Here is a 17,209-nt window from a genome sequence, read left to right as displayed (position 1 = left end):
AGGACGTAACCATGGAAATGATTAAAACACGCGCGGCTGTTGCTTGGGCACCGGGCGAACCATTGTCAATTGAAGAAGTCGATTTGATGCCACCGCAAAAAGGCGAGGTGTTGGTGCGCATCGTCGCTACTGGCGTGTGTCATACCGATGCTTACACTTTGTCTGGCGCTGACCCAGAAGGTATTTTCCCGGCTATTTTAGGGCATGAAGGTGGCGGTATTGTCGAAGCCGTTGGCGAAGGTGTCACCTCCGTCGAGGTTGGTGATCATGTGATTCCGCTCTACACGCCTGAGTGCGGCGAGTGTAAGTTTTGTAAGTCTGGTAAAACCAACTTATGCCAGGCTATTCGTAGTACCCAAGGCCAAGGCTTAATGCCTGATGGCACAACGCGATTCTCAAAAGATGGCAAGCCCATCTATCACTACATGGGCACCTCAACTTTTGCTGAGCACACTGTAGTACCCGAAATAGCCCTCGCAAAAATTAGCAAAGATGCGCCGCTTGAAGAAGTCTGTCTATTAGGCTGCGGTGTCACAACAGGCATGGGTGCGGTCAAGAACACCGCAAAAGTACAAGAAGGGGACACTGTTGCTGTGTTTGGCCTTGGTGGTATTGGCTTATCGGTAATTATTGGTGCCGTAATGGCCAAAGCCAGTCGCATTATTGCGATTGATATCAATGAAAGTAAATTCGATATCGCGCGGCAACTCGGCGCAACTGATTGCGTCAACCCGAACGATTATGACAAGCCGATTCAAGAAGTCATCGTTGACATGACCGACGGCGGCGTAGACTTTTCGTTTGAGTGTATCGGCAACGTTAAAGTAATGCGTTCAGCACTAGAGTGCTGCCATAAGGGCTGGGGCGAATCGGTGATCATTGGTGTCGCCGGAGCTGGCGAAGAAATAGCCACACGACCTTTCCAACTCGTAACGGGCCGGGTGTGGCGCGGCAGCGCGTTTGGCGGCGTTAAGGGTCGTACACAACTGCCGGACTACGTGCAACGCTACCTGAATGGCGAATTTGAATTAAGCACGTTCATCACCCACACCATGGGGCTTAATGACATCAACAAAGCTTTTGAACTGATGCACGAAGGCAAATCTATTCGCTCAGTCATCCATTTTGACAAATAACGTCGAACAACTAACGAGAGCCGCTATGACAGACTTAAAATTAGTGTCGAGTGTGCGTTGTTTTGAGGGCGAACAGCGCCGTTATGAACATCAAGCTCGTACGCTAGATTGCACCATGCAATTTAGCGTCTACTTGCCACCACAAGCACTACGTAGTGAGCACGTTCCAGCCGTATTGTGGTTGTCGGGACTAACCTGTACCGATGAGAACTTTAGTGCCAAAGCGGGTGCACAGCGTGTTGCCGCCGAACTCGGTTTAGCGCTCATTATTCCGGATACGAGTCCGCGCGGCGACCAGGTTGCCGATGACGATGCCTATGACTTCGGCAAAGGTGCTGGCTTTTACGTCAACGCTACTGAGCAACCATGGGCAAAGCACTACCAAATGTACGATTACATTAGCAAAGAGCTGATTGAATTGGTGCATAAGGAGTTACCGCTTAATGGCCGTTTAAGTATCAGTGGTCACTCCATGGGAGGGCACGGTGCATTGATCATGGCATTACGTGAAACAGAACGTTTCGAGAGCGTTTCTGCGTTTGCTCCGATTGCGCATCCAAGCGCTTGCCCTTGGGGGCTTAAAGCCTTTACCGGTTACTTAGGCGAAGACCGAGCTAAGTGGCAAGACTACGATGCAGTGTCCCTTATGCGGCAAGGTCAACAATGCCCGCCTCTGCTCGTTGATCAAGGCAGCGACGATAACTTTTTAGCCGAACAACTTAACTTTTCGCTACTTGAAGAAACCGTGAAATCACTCGATAGCCCCAGTCATTTACGCCTGCAAAAAGGCTACGACCACAGCTATTATTTCATTGCTAGTTTTATTGAGGAGCATTTACGCTTCCATCATTCATATCTAACTAGTTAAGAACTTGTAAAATTCGTACTCCTTGCTAAGCTTTACCCAGCGCGACTGATACTATTGTGCGCTTAAGTTAAGGAGTACGCGCTTTATGTCACCCAACCGAGCTGCTGGCCTTATCGCAGCAGCTTATTTGATTCTTGGCCTCGTATGGATTCGTTATTCTGACCAGTTTTTACTGGCGTTTGCGGCTGACTCGAATTTGCTCACCGAATTACAGACATTCAAGGGCTGGGCATATGTTATCGTTACTGCCGTTATGTTGTTTTTTCTGGCGAAATACGCGCTTGATCGAGAGCGCAACCTGTCCGAACGTGACCCACTCACGCGACTACTTAACCGCCACATGTTCAACCGTGAACTGCATAGTGAGCTCGCATTCTGCGCAGAGCACGAACAGAATCTGACGTTAGTCGTGCTCAATATCGATGGTTTTAAACAGCTGAATAGCAACGCTGGTACTGAAGTTGGCGATCGCTTTTTACAGAGTGTCGCCAACCTACTACGCGACCATTTTCAGCAACGCGTGCTTATCAGTCGTTTTGCCGGCGATGAATTTGCCATCGCCATTCCCGCAGCTCGTTGGCCCGATCAGGTTCTCCCCCAAGCGCAACACTTGCAGCAATTGATTCGCACCATCACTATTCCTGAGTTGCCGGAATCTGCGCTATCAGCATGCTTTGGAATCGCACGCTTCCCTCATGATGCAGCAAATAGCGAAGAGCTTATTGAAGCGGCGCTCATGGCACAGGACGAAGCCAAATCCTTGGGCAGTAACCGCCTACGGGTCTATAAAAGTGAATACGGTGAGAATGCTTCGAAGCGCACTAAATTACTGTTTGATCTAAAAGCCGCTATTGCGAACAAAAAGCTAAGTGTCGCCTACCAACCACAATTTCGTCTGAACAATCATGAAATAAGTGGTGTGGAAGTACTCGCCCGCTGGCATCATCCCGAAGAAGGAATGATCCCGCCTGATGTTTTCATTCCGCTGGCGGAACAACATGGACTTATTTGCGACATTACCGACTTTGTGATGCAAACGGCGATCAAGGAATTGATCGAGAGCGATTTATTGTACAAATACATACCGCGTGTTTCTTTTAATGTTTCCGCGGCTGATTTCAACAACTCACAAAGTTCTGAGCGCTTTTTGCATAATTTAGCCGAGCTCCCTGGCCATTGGTCGGTTGTCGAGCTGGAACTTACCGAAACCTCGGCATTGCTTAATTTAGAAGGTGTCAAAAATGTGCTCAGCGTACTAACCCAGCGCGGCGTCCAAGTCTCTCTTGATGATTTCGGTACTGGTTATTCGTCGCTCAGCACGCTGCGCCTTTTGCCGATCCAAGAACTGAAAATCGACCAAAGCTTTGTACGTGATATCGTGAAGAATGCGCAGGACGCGCGGTTGGTGAAAACCATCTTAGCGATGGCTCAGGCACTGCATTTGCGGGTTGTTGCCGAAGGCGTCGAAAGCCAGCAACAGGCCAGTTACTTAGAGCGCGCAGGCTGTGAAGAAGTACAAGGTTATTTGTACGCCCGCCCGATGAGTCTTTCTGCGCTGCAATCCTTTGTAAAAAACATTAACTCGGCAAAAGCGCAGAGTTGATACGGTTTTTCCCTTGCCGTTTACCAACATACATAGCTTGATCGGCAACACGCATTAATTCCGTCACGGTACAGTGCTCTGAATAACGCTCGCAATGACAAATACCAATCGATAATGACACCTGCCAGCCGTGCTGGCGAGTCACTTCAAGAACCTTTGCTCGCACCCGCTCGAGAATGACTTCAGCGTCACCCACTGTGGTACTAGGATGAATCGTGGCGAATTCGTCACCACCAATACGGGCAACAAAATCACTCCCCCTACAGGTTTCTTTAATCGCATTCGCAATAGCTTGCAGCGCACGATCACCTTCGTCGTGACCAAAGTTATCATTAATCAATTTGAAGTCGTCGAGATCGATTAAGGCGACCGAGAACCGATGGAGGCCAGCTCGCAATTCCGCTATATCTTCGTCAAGCTCTTGGTAAAAAGCACGGCGATTCGCCAATCCTGTCAGGTAATCAGTTAATGCTTGTTTGCGTTCACTTTCCAACTCGCGGCGGATTTTGTCTTCGGTTTGTTTGAACTGTGTGGCGTCACGAATAAAAGCAATCGCATAAGGCTCATGCTTGACTTGCACGTGGCTGAGCATGATATCAACGTGAAACGATTCGCCATTTTTGCGCACGCCTAAAAAACGGAAACCGCGCCCCATAGGTCGGTTTTGCTGGGTTTGAAAGAACTGTAACACATGTTTTTCATGTTGCTCTCGAATTCCTTCCGGTAACAGCTTCGCCAAACTCGCACCATTAAGTTCCGCATGCTTATAGCCAAATAGCTCAGCAGCCAACTGATTCACCAGCACTATCTTACCGTCTTTATTGACAACAAGGGCCGCGTCAGGAATTATTTCAATAAGTTCGCTGAGGTCGCGCTCGTCTTTCATGCCCCTCTCGAATACCATGGAATTGATGCCTTAAGCTTAACGGAACTTTACCCTAATGCCCATAGCCCACCGATTATTCGCAGTGTTTTTTTTACCAGCTTTAGCGCTGGTCAGCGCTGTTACGGCGGCGCAAGACTTTCGCCCGTTGAGCGACCGCGCCATGCGCATCTGGGACACCCAGCACGGTCTTCCACATAACTCGATTAACCACATTACCCAAGACAGCCAGGGCTATCTTTGGATCGCCACATGGCAAGGTCCGGTTCGCTTCAATGGCCGCGCATTCGAAATCTTTGACGATGAAACACAGCTTCCGGATCCGGGTGCCCTATTTATTGGCGAAAACCCTTACACCAATACCATTGTTGCAACGGGTGCTCGCGGTGGCGTGAGTTACTTTAAGCCCGCTCTCGCAGGTGGCGAGTGGCAGGCGCAGCCAAGAGTTTTTGACCGTGTCGACTTCGCGCTATTTGCCACACCTGAATGCACATGGTACGCAACTGTCACCACTGGAGTTGTCCGTGATTGTGAAGGCAAACGCACGCAGTATACGATAAAAGAGGGGCTCCCGAGTGACTCGATCCTTGCGCTAACGAAAGACAGCAGTGGCCGAATCTGGGCCGCTACCGATCGCGGCCCGGCTTATTTTCAACCGGAAACCGCGACATTTATCACAGTCGCTGGATTACCCTCGGGCTACAATTTCGGGATTGTCAGTGATCAAAATACCAAAGACCTCTGGTTAAGTATTGACGAGAGTATTTACCGCCTCGATGTCGCTACCCTAAGCTACGAGCGTTGGCCGGTGACCTACCCAAGCACCGTTACCGAGCTCTATCAAGCACCCAATGGCGTGCTTTGGGTTGGAACCCATGAACACGGGTTAACCCAACTCGATGACCAGTCTGCAGTCATGACGACCGTCGCTAACGGCTTGCCGAATAATCACATCCTGTCGATTTTTGTCGATCGTGAAAACACTTTATGGGTCGGCACCCACCGCGGACTTACACAATTTAGAGAAGCCCCGTTTCATAGCCATCGAAAGGAAGATGGGCTCGACTATGACTATGTTCGAGCGCTCATGCAGCTTGACGACGGAAGTATTCTCGTGGGTGGCTTAGGTGGTATCAAACAGATTGCCAATGAAACAATCCTGCCCTTTCCGACCAACAGCCCAGTGGCAAATGAAAGCATTCTAACCCTTGCACAAAGTGGTGATGGCTTCCTTTATGTCGGTACCTTTACCAACGGTTTGTACGTACTTCGTAACGGCGAACAAATAGCCCATTACAATGAGACGAATGGCTTTCCTGGTAACGATATCCGTAGTGTTTTACTTGCCGATGACGGTTATCTGTATGCGGCAACGTCGCGTGGTGTTTTGCGCGCAAAACGGCGCAGCAATGGTGAACTTGATCAGCCCGATTATTTTGGCGTCGCAGAAGGCCTGCCAGACGAAATTATTTACGCCATCCACCAAAGTCCTACCGGCGATATCTGGATTGGCAGTATGCGCGGCTTGTCTGTGCTGAAAGACCAAGGCATACAGCGCATCGACTTAAGCGCGATCACTAACGCCGAGTTTATGTTTGGCTTTCACGAGTCCGGACAGCATTTGTACGTTGCAAGCGACCGCGGACTCATTTTGTACAACAAGCGAACTGAACAATGGCAAGTTTTCGATGATGATAACGGCCTGCCGTTCGTCAAGTTTTTCGATGTCACTCGCGATCTTAACGGCAACGTTTGGCTGGCGACCGGGCGTGGCCTGTATGTCATCGCCGCCAATGATTTCGAAAGAGCTGTTTTTGATGATAACCCCGCAACGCCGATGCCATACTCGTTCTACGAGTCCTTCCATGGCTTAGCGAGTGCCCAAATTAATACGGGCGGACCGCCTATGCTGGTGGACAACGACGGACACTTATGGCTTGCAACATCGCAAGGTGTCGGCCATTACCTGCCCGCAAATTTAGCAGCACTCAACGGTCAGCCACCCACCCCCGTGATTGAAGCGGTCGAAGCCGACGGCAACAAGATCAAGCCAGAAACTTATCTTGATGCACATACGGGGCGGGTCGAGTTTAATTTTGCGGGGCTTGGCTTTCATCATCCGGAGTCGATAAGCTACCGCGTGCAACTCGCGGGCTATGACGACAGTTGGGTAACACCGAATGACAACCAACTTAGTGTTGCGTACACAGAATTACCGCCCGGAGCCTATATTTTTCAAGTGCAAACCGCTTACCCGAACGGGCAATGGAGCGATGCAGCAACCTTCACTTTTCATAAATTACCGACGCTATGGCAACGTCCTACGACTTGGTTAGTTAGCGCCCTACTCTTGCTGATCACCATTGTCGCGATCATTCGCTTACGCTCCTACCAATTGAAACGCAGCAAAGAGCGACTGCAAGATTTAGTCCGCGAGCAGACGAAGTCGCTCGAGCAACTCGCGCACCAAGACAGCTTAACACTGCTTGCCAACCGCCGCGCCTTTGATCAGTTTCTGCGGGAAAAAGTTGCACGCAATGGGGCGCACCAATTAGGCCTGATTTTGCTCGACCTCGACTATTTTAAAGACATCAATGATCGCTATCTACACACCACAGGCGACAAGGTACTCAAACGCGTCGCCCAAATCATTACAACGACCGCACGTGAAAGCGATATGGTTGCCCGTTGGGGCGGTGAAGAGTTCGCTATTTTATTAACCAACACCGATCGCCAACAACTGACCGCAGTCTGCGAACGCATGCGAAACGCACTCGAAACAGCAGATTTGCATGACTTGGTAAGCGACTTGAATGTGACCGGTAGTTTTGGTGCGGCGCTGCACGAACCGAACGAGACCGCCGCAAGCTTGTTACGCCGCGCCGATAAAGCGCTTTACCAAGCCAAAAGCAACGGCCGCAATCGAACGGAACTTGCGCCAACTCGAGATTAGTGGTCGTGATCAGCTGCTATTGCTGGCACAAACAAGCGCGTTTGATGTACCTCACATTCGCTCTGTTCGCGATCACAGTCGCGCAAAGTGAGCTGAAACAGGTCACCGTAGTCACGCTCAGTTAAATCTTCGCTGTGCCCACCCAAGCTGCGTACCAACGCTGGCACTGTATTACTATGGCCAACGACCAGCGCATTCTCACCCGCCTGTTTGAGTTGTTCGACGAGCTCACGCGCGGCTGCTGGGCGATAGGTCTGTACCGTGATACCGAGTAACCTTGCTAGTGGTTGAACTGTTTGTTGAGTGCGTTGGTAGGGCGTGCTGTAAATAGCTTTGATGTGCGCGTTTTGCAGCATGCCTGCGAGAATTTGGGCGCGCTGTACACCTTGCTCACTAAGTGGCGGATCAGACTCTGCCTGCGCTTTTTCGGCATGCCGTACGACATACACTGTGAATTCATTTGCCATCGTTGAACTTCCCCCCAGTACCGCGCACACACCTAGTAAAATACCGATAACATATTGTTTCATTGATTTTTCTCATTGACACTCAAACCGACGCCACCTATGTTCCTAAATGTAGTGTTCAAACACAATCACCCATTGATGAAAGTATAACTATAACGCATAAAAGGACCCTCTCATGGATCATCATGGCTTTGACAGCTCGAGTACCGTTCGCCTTGGCGAGTGGATGCTCACTATTTTCCTTACTTTTATTCCGATCGTTAACCTGATTGCTCTACTGATTTGGGCATTTTCAAGCTCAACCAAACCTTCAAAACAGAATTGGGCTCGCGCTATTCTCATCTGGATGCTTATCGCCATGGTTATCGGTTTTGGTATGGGAGTGCTGGGCTTAGGTGGCGCTATGATGTTGGGGAATACTTAATCCACTTGGAAACCAAACATGCTCCGCGCCGAGGCCATTAGCAAGATTTACCAAATGGGAGAAGTTGAAATTCACGCCCTACGCGGCGTGAGTCTTCAACTTCACAGTGGTGAACTTGTTGTTCTACTTGGTGCCTCCGGCTCGGGCAAATCCACCCTACTTAACATCATGGGTGGACTGGATACCCCGAGTAGCGGTGAGCTCTATTACCGCGATCACGCTTTACATACCGCAAATGAACGTGAACTCACCCGCTTTCGCCGCGACCATGTAGGCTTTGTTTTCCAGTTCTATAATTTAATCCCAAGCCTCACCGCCCGCGAAAATGTCGCTATGGTGACCGACATTGCACGTAACCCTATGGCGCCAGAAGAGGCTCTCGAAAGAGTTGGCCTTAACAACCGTATGGACCACTTCCCGGCACAGCTTTCTGGTGGCGAGCAGCAACGTGTTGCCATCGCCCGCGCTATCGCCAAACGGCCCGAAATTCTCCTCTGCGACGAGCCCACTGGAGCGCTCGATTCAACTACCGGAGGCTTAGTCCTCGAAGTTCTGCAAACGATCAATCAAGAGTTAGGGACTACAACCGCTATTATTACCCACAATGCGGTCATTGCAGAGATGGCCGACCGCATGATTCGATTGTCCGATGGGAGCATCACTGAAGAACAGCGAAACAGTCATCAGCGCGCGGCACGGGAGTTACATTGGTAAGCCCGCATGTAACCTTGCTGGCGAAGTTGCTCCGCGAGGTTTGGCATGCTCGCGCACAACTCTTCGCTATTGCCATTGTCGTGAGTGTTGGGGTGATGGTGTTGTTGATCATGACCACCGCACGACAAAGCTTAGTCAACGCTCAGCAAACGTTTTATGATGAACACCGCTTCGCAGATGTTTTTGTTGAACTAACTCGAGCGCCGCAGAGCCTGTTAACCACCGTACAAGAGTTACCTGGTGTAGCGATGGCTGAGACACGTATTCGCAGTGCCGCGCGTATTGAGCTGGATGGCTTTGCAGATCCTATTCAGGCGCAACTTGTTTCACTGCCGGAGCAACAGACGCAGTTACTTAACACGCTGCATCTACGCAGTGGCGCATTACCCACCAACAGTCGTCAAGTTGTCGTTTCGGAGCCCTTTGCGCAGGCACACCAACTACAACTTTACGACGCGATAACTGCGATTCTCAACGGCCGCCGTACCGAGCTTGAAATTGTCGGTATCGCCATCTCTCCTGAGTTTATCTATCAAATTGGTCCCGCTGACATTATGCCCGACTATCAACGCTATGGCGTGTTCTGGCTGCGTGAAGACGCACTCGCTGCAGCACTTGATATGGATGGCGCATTTAACAGCCTACTGGTTAAACTTGAGGCGCAAGCCAACAGGGCTCATCACACTGACAAGGGCACCTTACAATTACGCTTAGACCAGTTGTTCGAACGTTATGGCGGGCGCGGCAGCTACACCCGAGAAGAACAAATCTCCCATCGCTTTTTGAGCGAAGAGCTGAAGCAACTGCGCACGAATTCTATTTTCCTACCTATCGTGTTCTTGGGAACCTCGGCATTTTTATTCAATATTTTCATGCAGCGTCAGATTCATACCCAGCAGCAAATCATTGCGATTATGAAAGCCTTTGGCTACCGACCAATGGTGATTTTCTTACACTACTTGGGCTACAGTTCTTTAGTCGTGCTGTTAGGGCTGGTCCTGGGCGTCATTCTTAGCCGCTGGCTTGCTGCGACTATGGTTGAGTTATACGGTACCTATTTCAGTTTTATTGAACTGGGCGTAAAACTCAACTGGCGCAGCTTTGCCATTGCCGTGGTCGTGACCTTTGCCGCTGGCTTTATCGGCACGTGGCGAGCGATTTATCAGGCCGTTCAAGTTCCACCAGCACAAGCCATGCGCCCGCCTAGCCCGGCAAATTTCCAGCAAAGCCGCATCAACCACTTCATAGCAGTGATGGGCTTTGGACAAACCTGGCGAATTATTTTACGCAACCTTGTGCGTCATCCATTACGCAGCACGCTTTCGGTGCTCGGCATCGCCTTAGCTGGTGGCCTTTTGTTGTTCGGTAGCTACCAATTTCAAGCCATCAGCACCATGCTCGACCGTAATTATCGCGTCGAGCAACAGATGGATGTGATTGTTCATTTTACCCAAGTCACCGACGCGCACGGGCTAACCAGTCTTGCCGCGTTGTCAGGTGTAAACTATGTCGAAGGCATGCGCAGTGTTCCGGTGCGCCTACACAATGGCCGACAACTCTACAGTACGTCGATCACTGCCTTTGATTCGGCTAGCCAGTTGCGCCAATTGGCGAGTGTGCGCAGCATGCCGACCACGGGACTAATACTTACCGACCACCTCGCCGATTACTTGCAACTGGAAACTGGAAGCAACGTCACTGTTGAATTCATTGGCGAGCGCCGCTTAACGCGCTCAGTGCCTTTAGTTGCAACCACTAATGAATCCATTGGGGTGGGTGCGTATATGGCACTAGGTGAGCTTAACCACATCTTGTTAGAGAGCTCAGTGTTGAGCGGCGCCTGGTTACTCATCGATGATAGCCACAAAGAAGCGCTTTATGCTGAATTGAACAAGATGCCGCAAGTCGCCGGCTACAGTCACATTCGAGAGGCCGAAACCAAGTTACGCAGTTATATGGATGACACCGTGCTAACCGCCATGAGTATTATTTTTGTTCTTGCTGGTTCGTTGACATTCGCTATGGTCTACAACAATGCCCGCATTGCCCTCGCTGAACGCGAACGTGAGTTAGCGACGCTACGGGTGCTGGGATACAGCTATGGCGAAGTCGCCCGATTGTTGTTTGGTGAGCTTTTACTGCTGGTGCTGATTGCCATTCCGTTGGGTTGGCTTTGCGGCTTTATTTTCGCTGCGGGCATGACCGAGCTCATGAGTAGTGAGCTATTTCGCATTCCCTTTGTTATCAGTCGGCAGCTTTTCGGACTCTCGGCGTTCGGCGTATTGACCGCCGCCCTAATAGCCGTCATCTTTATGTTACGTCGCCTTAAGCACATCGACTTGGTGGCCGCGCTGAAATCGGAATAAAAGAGAACACACTATGAAAAAACCGCTGGCGAAAACGCTCCCATGGTTACTACTTGCACTAGTCGTTATTGCACTCGTGTATAGCCTGCGGCCGGAACCACCACAAGTGGTTGTTACCACAGTCTATGAAGGCCCATTGGCAGCAACGGTGAACGACGAAGGCCGCACGCATTTGCGTAACACCTATCAAGTCTCCGCACCAATAGCAGGCTATTTGCGACGCGTCGTTCTCGAGCCTGGCGATCTCGTACAACAAGGCGATACCGTATTTTTAGTTGAACCCAGCCCAACACCAGCGCTGGATCAACGTAGCCGCGAACAAGCCGTACAGACCTTGAATGCAGCCGAAGCCCGTTTGCAAGCTGCCATCGCACTACAACAAAATAGCGAGAGCGAAGCGCAACTGGCAACGAATGAACAACAACGTATTCAGAAACTACACGACGCCGGTATTGCCTCGACAGTGGATATGGAACGGGCACAAACTGCCCTGTTTCGCGCGCAATCGAATTTACGCTCAGCCACCGCTGCCGTTGCAGTTGCACAAGCTGATGTTAGCAATGCCAAACTGGTCTTAGAAATAGCCGAGGGCTCGCGTAACAGTGATAAAAACCGCGTTCTCGAAGTCCCCGCCCCGATTAGCGGAACAGTGTTACAGCGCTATCGCTGTTGCGAAGGCGTCGTCGCTGCCGGCGAAACCATTCTTGAACTGGGTGACTTGCAAGAGCTTGAGGTACAAGTTGATCTGCTAAGCAGCGCCGCGGTAAAAGTACGACCCGGCATGCCAGCAAGAATCAACCAATGGGGCGGCCAAGAGGTTCTCAGCGGTATCGTTCGTCGTGTTAATCCGGCTGGCTTCACCCGCATTTCTGCGCTGGGCATTGAGGAGCAACGCGTAAGCGTTTTTATTGAATTTACCGAGCCAACTCCTGAATTAGGTAACGATTATCGCGTTAATGCCGACATTGTCGTTGAGCAAGCTGCACAAACTTTGGCCGTTCCGATTACCGCGCTGTTTCGACAAGACCAGCAATGGCAGGTTTTCGTGTATCATGACGGACAAATTGAACAGCGTGCGCTCAAGGTTGGATTTCAAAGTGGGATCTATCGCCAGATTCTACAAGGCCTCGAGCCGGGCATGCGCGTTGTGAACCATCCGAGCAGTGATTTAGAAAATGGCATGAACGTACAGTTATGAAGTATTGGTTGGTCAAAACAGAACCTGATGAATGCAGCATCGATGACATCGGCAAAGCTGGCGACAAGGGCATGGTCTGGGACGGTGTACGTAACTATCAGGCACGCAATTTCTTACGCGATATGAACGTTGGTGATCACGTTTTTATCTATCATTCCAGCTGCGCCAAAGTCGGTATTGTCGGCCTAGCTGAAGTCATCGAAGAGGCGTTTGTCGATCCGCTGCAGTTTGAGCCTAACTCACCCTACTTTGATGCCAAATCAACACACGAAGCCCCGCGTTGGAGCGCGATAAAATTGCGTTTCATACGAAAATTCAGTGGCGTGTTAACGTTACAGCAATTGAAGCAGTTGCCGACACTTGCCGACAACCCGCTAGTGCAAAAAGGCTCACGTTTAAGTGTTGTACCATTTGCAAAAGCCGAATATCAGGCTGTACTAAAACAGCTCACCTAGACCGATTCAACACCCGTGCTTTATTCGTCGAGTGAGCATTGCAAGCAACGCTCCTTGCCGGTGATCAATTTTGAAATACGATTGCGATGTTTGGCAAAACCCAAATAACCTTTGTCAGCGAGCCAACGCACAAGAGGCCAACGTAATGGCGCTGTCAGCCAGCCTCTCCCCACTGCGGACCAGGCTGCATGGGTCACATCCAAGCCATAAAGCATCGTGTCGTCAGCTTGCTGGCCGTGTAAAATACGGTTCGCCTGTGCAGTATCAATATGTGGAAAGCGCTCAGTAAAATCATGCGCCCAGATGTCCTCAAACTGCAGCTGCTGCTGTCGTTTTTGAGCAAGCGCTTTAAGTTGACGCATCTCGTGTACGCACAAGGGGCAACCGCCGTCATAGAACAAAATTAACTGTGCCGCCAAGCTGGCCTCCATAAACAATTGGTCACTCAAACAATGGTTACGAAAGCCAGCTTTTTAGCGATCAGTCTTCACCGTTCACCTTCGCGATAAAATAAATCACATAGAAGATGCAAATACCGATAACTACCGCTAGCCCTGTGAACGAGAAAAAATAACTGGATCGGATACAAACTCTTTAAGTAATTGCATAAAACGCCTCCTTAGAAGCTATAGCGAATACCAAACATAGCCACTGTCGGATCGATATCGACCGCAACAGACTCTGCGGTGGCACCATTGATACGTACATCAGCGACCGTATCTATCGCCATGCGACTGACCATTAAGTGCAAGCCCCAATTGTCTGCTAATTCGATGTTCACACCGGCTTGCAGTGCGAATCCCCAGCTGTTTGAAAGTGCAAGTTCAACCTCATCATCAGCCGTGATCACAGCTAAATCGGTCAGCACGCCACCGAGCTCCGGACTAATTTTCTCTTCAAAGAATGTGGTGTAATTCACGCCAAAACCAACAAAGGGGTCAATCGCATCATTCGATAAAGTGAAGTGATATTGCGCCAATAAAGTTGGCGGAAGATGCTTGGTTTCACCAATTTTCAAGCCATCAATTGCGCCGGTGCCATGAATCTCATGTTTGAACGGTGTTGCAGCCACGAGCTCGAGGCTCCAATTAGGACTTAGACGGTAGTCAAAGGTAATTCCTAACTGGGTATTTTCATCTACGGTGACACCAGTACTGCCAGCGTCTAAGCCAACAACCGATTCAATTACCGGTAACGATGCGCTATCATCATTTGGCATGACGCCAATGGCGCCAACGTTAACCGAAAATGTGTCTGCCGCCGCGAATGGCGACGCAAGACCGGCAATGAATAAGCTACTTACGATCAATGAGGTTTTCATACAGCACTCCTTAGTTAATTCCCCTATAGTTTATGGGGTTATGCTCGAAAAACCTTGATCTCGATCAAGCTTGATTTCTGCTCTATACTGAAAAAAACGACGACAAGTTAGAGGCTTATGGGACACCACCACGGACACCATCACGGCCATCACCACCACGGCGATGCGTCGTCAAAACGTATTGGTTTGGCATTTTGGCTCAATTTCTTTTTTACCATCATCGAGTTTATTGGCGGCGTGCTGACCAACAGTACCGCCATCATTGCTGATGCCGTACACGACCTCGGTGACAGCCTGTCATTGGGGCTTTCATGGCTACTCAATAAACTCGGTGCAAAACAAGCGACGACCGGGTTTACCTATGGCTATAAGCGCTTTAGCTTACTCGGCGCGTTGATTAACGCGATTGTATTGCTAGCTGGCTCGACTTGGGTATTGTTCGAAGCGATACCACGCCTTACCGACCCAGTGATGCCCAATACCGAAGGAATGATTTACTTGGCGATTCTGGGTGTGGTGGTCAATGGCTTTGCCGCCTTCAAACTCTCGGCTGGTGAAACACTTAATGAACGTGTGCTGAACTGGCATTTACTTGAAGATGTTTTGGGCTGGGTCGCGGTTCTGATCGGCGCGATTGTCATGACTTTTGTCGACTGGCCGATTATCGATCCCCTACTATCGATCGCATTCACCGCCTTTATACTGATTAATGTTGTACGCAACCTTATCGAGACCTTAAAGCTGTTTAGCCAAGCCAACCCTAATCCTCAGCTCTATCAAGAAGTACAAGACGCGATACGGGCGGTCGAGCAAGTAGCCAACATTCACCACATGCATTTGTGGTCACTGGACGGCGAGTCTCACGTGCTCACCGCACACGTCGAGTTGACCGAAGACTTCAATGACAGCGAACACTACTTCGCCGTCAAAGAAGCCATCAACCAAGCGGTCGCCGATTTTGACATCTTCCACACCACCATCGAACTGGAGTTTAAATCCGAGGCCTGCCGACTAGACTAGTCGGCATTCTCATTGGCGTAACTTAAGTCAGCGATGCTATGCAACTTACCGAAACGCATCACATGGGTAATGCTGCGGAATGCTGAGACGTCTTTGCCTGGGTCTTCTTCGAGCACCACTAAATCAGCGTTCTTGCCAACTTCAACCGTGCCGAGTGTGCCCTCTAGCCCCATAGCTTTGGCACCGTTTTTAGTGGCCATGACAATCACATCACCCGCAGGTACGCCAGCTGCCTGGATGAGTTCCATCTCACCGTAGATCGATGGCCCATGATAAGTTTGGGGATTGCCCGCATCAGTGGCGGCCGCCACCGTCAGGCCAAGCTCATGCAGTTGTTTTAAATTATGTTGTGCGCGAAAGATCCTTGCACCGGTATCTAGAATTAACTCTTCTTCATCCGCTCTTGTGAAGTTCTGCGAAAAAGGTCCAGTCAATTTTTTATAACCATCTCTTACTAAAGCACGGGTACGCGGTGGAATGCAGTGATTGGGATCATCGAAATAGGGTTCGCTACCCGTCATCAAATCAAGCACGCTAGGAGCATCAAACATCACTGTCATGGTTGTCTGATAGACCACATCATGCTGCCTCATTAGTTCTATAAATTCGTCGTCAATAAGGGTATTTCGAACTCCGTGAACCAATACATCTGCACCAGCAACAACTGCAGCTTTAGCATCCTCAAGGCTGTCTGTGTGGACGATAAATAAAAGCTTATTACGTTTTACAGCATCACCAATCACACCCAGACGTTCACGTAATTCCAGCGCACGTTCGGGCGCTGGTCTGGTGAACCAGACCTTCACAGCACTCGCTCCGCTGGCAGCGATAGTTGCCACACTACTCAATGCTGCATCGTCAGAGTTCATCGGCAAGAACTCATGAGTGCCCTCATATTTTTGGTGTGTAAGAACATCTTTACCTATCCAGTTGGTAGCATGCGTAATTAATTGACCAGCCGCAACGAAGCGCGGTTTACTGTCACTCCCAACCGATGTTTGCTGCAATGACACAGTCCACGGAAAGCTCCCAGTGTCAAATACCGCCGTAACTCCTGAACAGAGATAACTTTGATCAAACTCCTCGATGTTGTGCTTTAAAGCATCTTGTGCCTCATTTAAATCATAGGCCCCTCGCAGCATTGGAAATATTCTTCGAGTATCAAACCAACCGCTGGCGGCATAATGCACATGGGAATCGACCAAACCTGGAGTGAGGTACTTTCCTGAAACATCAATAATTTCAGCATGTTTTGGAATAGTACAGTCAGAACCAACGCAGCTAATGGTGCCCTTTTCGACTACCACAACGCTATTTTCGATAGGCTCGCCACCGTTTCCATCGTATAGCGTTGCACCTTTAAGGACTTGTTGTTGAGCAAATGCGCTGGCGGTCATTAAGCCCAGCGTGAGTATAAGAGGTAAAGAAATTTTCATGCTGTTCCCTCGCTTATTTTTGTTCTTTTAAAGCCAAAGAAAAGGCGCCCTACGGACGCCTTTAAATGTTAAAAATAAGCTTAGGAAAGATTACTTAAATTGCAAATTATTCACTTAACAGCATTTCACGTGCTTCATTAATTCATCATAGCCGTGTGGTTTGATCAGCGGCTGCCGCTCAGCCACTTTATAATTACCTTGATGCACGATGGTACCGCGTGCGACTTGCGCTAATGCTTGCCAGAATTGTTTTGATACTTTCATGTCAATCTCCAAAAATTAAATAGTGTGTTTCGACATGAAGAAGTATATTGTTTCTAAATTAAATGATTAGATGGTCTTTATGAATAACATTGTTTCCATTT

At 49.6% G+C, this 17,209-nt stretch carries 16 protein-coding genes; 10 read left to right on the top strand and 6 right to left on the bottom strand.

Annotated elements, in window-relative coordinates:
- The first annotated feature begins 11 nt into the window (after window positions 1–11).
- From CWI70_RS01080 to CWI70_RS01070, 3 genes are all read left to right on the top strand, one after another.
- Complete coding sequence (locus CWI70_RS01080; protein ID WP_126769761.1) at window positions 12–1,136, top strand: S-(hydroxymethyl)glutathione dehydrogenase/class III alcohol dehydrogenase; 1,125 nt, start codon at window positions 12–14, stop codon at window positions 1,134–1,136.
- A gap of 25 nt (window positions 1,137–1,161) precedes the next feature.
- Window positions 1,162–2,004 (top strand): S-formylglutathione hydrolase, encoded by an 843-nt coding sequence (gene fghA, locus CWI70_RS01075; RefSeq protein ID WP_126769759.1) that lies wholly within the window; start codon window positions 1,162–1,164, stop codon window positions 2,002–2,004.
- Between the two features lie 85 nt (window positions 2,005–2,089).
- Window positions 2,090–3,607: a putative bifunctional diguanylate cyclase/phosphodiesterase gene (locus CWI70_RS01070; protein WP_126769757.1), complete on the top strand. Its 1,518-nt coding sequence runs from the start codon at window positions 2,090–2,092 to the stop codon at window positions 3,605–3,607.
- Here the strand turns inward: CWI70_RS01070 and CWI70_RS01065 are convergent.
- Window positions 3,582–4,493, bottom strand: a complete 912-nt coding sequence (locus CWI70_RS01065) for a sensor domain-containing diguanylate cyclase (RefSeq protein ID WP_198677632.1) — start codon at window positions 4,491–4,493, stop codon at window positions 3,582–3,584. The two genes, CWI70_RS01070 and CWI70_RS01065, sit on opposite strands and share 26 nt — an antisense overlap.
- Before the next feature lie 55 nt (window positions 4,494–4,548).
- Here CWI70_RS01065 and CWI70_RS01060 point away from each other — a divergent pair, with 55 nt between their 5' ends.
- Window positions 4,549–7,443: a ligand-binding sensor domain-containing diguanylate cyclase gene (locus CWI70_RS01060; RefSeq protein WP_126769753.1), complete on the top strand. Its 2,895-nt coding sequence runs from the start codon at window positions 4,549–4,551 to the stop codon at window positions 7,441–7,443.
- Here CWI70_RS01060 and CWI70_RS01055 read toward each other — a convergent pair.
- Window positions 7,440–7,973 carry a phosphoglycerate mutase family protein gene (locus CWI70_RS01055; protein ID WP_198677631.1) on the bottom strand — a complete coding sequence of 178 codons (534 nt, stop codon included), beginning with the start codon at window positions 7,971–7,973 and terminating at the stop codon, window positions 7,440–7,442. The two genes, CWI70_RS01060 and CWI70_RS01055, sit on opposite strands and share 4 nt — an antisense overlap.
- Before the next feature lie 112 nt (window positions 7,974–8,085).
- Here CWI70_RS01055 and CWI70_RS01050 point away from each other — a divergent pair, with 112 nt between their 5' ends.
- From CWI70_RS01050 to CWI70_RS01030, 5 genes are read left to right on the top strand one after another with little or no spacing between them, the layout of a single operon-like run.
- Window positions 8,086–8,334, top strand: a complete 249-nt coding sequence (locus tag CWI70_RS01050) for a hypothetical protein (protein WP_126769751.1) — start codon at window positions 8,086–8,088, stop codon at window positions 8,332–8,334.
- Window positions 8,335–8,352: 18 nt separating this feature from the next.
- Complete coding sequence (locus CWI70_RS01045; protein WP_126769749.1) at window positions 8,353–9,048, top strand: ABC transporter ATP-binding protein; 696 nt, start codon at window positions 8,353–8,355, stop codon at window positions 9,046–9,048.
- On the top strand, window positions 9,042–11,414 hold the full coding sequence (locus CWI70_RS01040) for an ABC transporter permease (RefSeq protein WP_126769747.1): 2,373 nt from the start codon (window positions 9,042–9,044) through the stop codon (window positions 11,412–11,414). The genes CWI70_RS01045 and CWI70_RS01040 overlap by 7 nt, the downstream gene beginning before the upstream one ends.
- Before the next feature lie 13 nt (window positions 11,415–11,427).
- Window positions 11,428–12,612 (top strand): efflux RND transporter periplasmic adaptor subunit, encoded by a 1,185-nt coding sequence (locus CWI70_RS01035; RefSeq protein ID WP_126769745.1) that lies wholly within the window; start codon window positions 11,428–11,430, stop codon window positions 12,610–12,612.
- Window positions 12,609–13,067: an EVE domain-containing protein gene (locus CWI70_RS01030; RefSeq protein WP_126769743.1), complete on the top strand. Its 459-nt coding sequence runs from the start codon at window positions 12,609–12,611 to the stop codon at window positions 13,065–13,067. The genes CWI70_RS01035 and CWI70_RS01030 overlap by 4 nt, the downstream gene beginning before the upstream one ends.
- Window positions 13,068–13,087: 20 nt before the next feature.
- Here CWI70_RS01030 and CWI70_RS01025 read toward each other — a convergent pair whose 3' ends face one another.
- A complete protein-coding gene (locus CWI70_RS01025; RefSeq protein ID WP_258240556.1) occupies window positions 13,088–13,486 on the bottom strand; it encodes a thiol-disulfide oxidoreductase DCC family protein in 399 nt (132 codons plus the stop codon).
- A gap of 200 nt (window positions 13,487–13,686) precedes the next feature.
- Window positions 13,687–14,388: an OmpW/AlkL family protein gene (locus CWI70_RS01015; protein WP_126769741.1), complete on the bottom strand. Its 702-nt coding sequence runs from the start codon at window positions 14,386–14,388 to the stop codon at window positions 13,687–13,689.
- A 117-nt stretch (window positions 14,389–14,505) separates the two neighbouring features.
- On the opposite strand from CWI70_RS01015, the gene CWI70_RS01010 reads away from it, so the two are divergent.
- Window positions 14,506–15,408, top strand: coding sequence for a cation diffusion facilitator family transporter (locus CWI70_RS01010; RefSeq protein ID WP_126769739.1), 903 nt, complete (start codon window positions 14,506–14,508; stop codon window positions 15,406–15,408).
- On the opposite strand, the gene CWI70_RS01005 is transcribed toward CWI70_RS01010, so the two are convergent.
- Both CWI70_RS01005 and CWI70_RS12390 read right to left on the bottom strand, forming a co-directional pair.
- Complete coding sequence (locus tag CWI70_RS01005; RefSeq protein WP_126769737.1) at window positions 15,405–16,844, bottom strand: amidohydrolase family protein; 1,440 nt, start codon at window positions 16,842–16,844, stop codon at window positions 15,405–15,407. The two genes, CWI70_RS01010 and CWI70_RS01005, sit on opposite strands and share 4 nt — an antisense overlap.
- Before the next feature lie 114 nt (window positions 16,845–16,958).
- Complete coding sequence (locus CWI70_RS12390) at window positions 16,959–17,108, bottom strand: hypothetical protein (protein WP_157980841.1); 150 nt, start codon at window positions 17,106–17,108, stop codon at window positions 16,959–16,961.
- Window positions 17,109–17,209 lie beyond the last annotated feature (101 nt).

Origin of the sequence: Pseudidiomarina homiensis (assembly GCF_003987225.1) — a bacterium.
GTDB lineage: Bacteria > Pseudomonadota > Gammaproteobacteria > Enterobacterales > Alteromonadaceae > Pseudidiomarina > Pseudidiomarina homiensis.
This window is presented reverse-complemented; position numbering and strand designations above follow the sequence as displayed.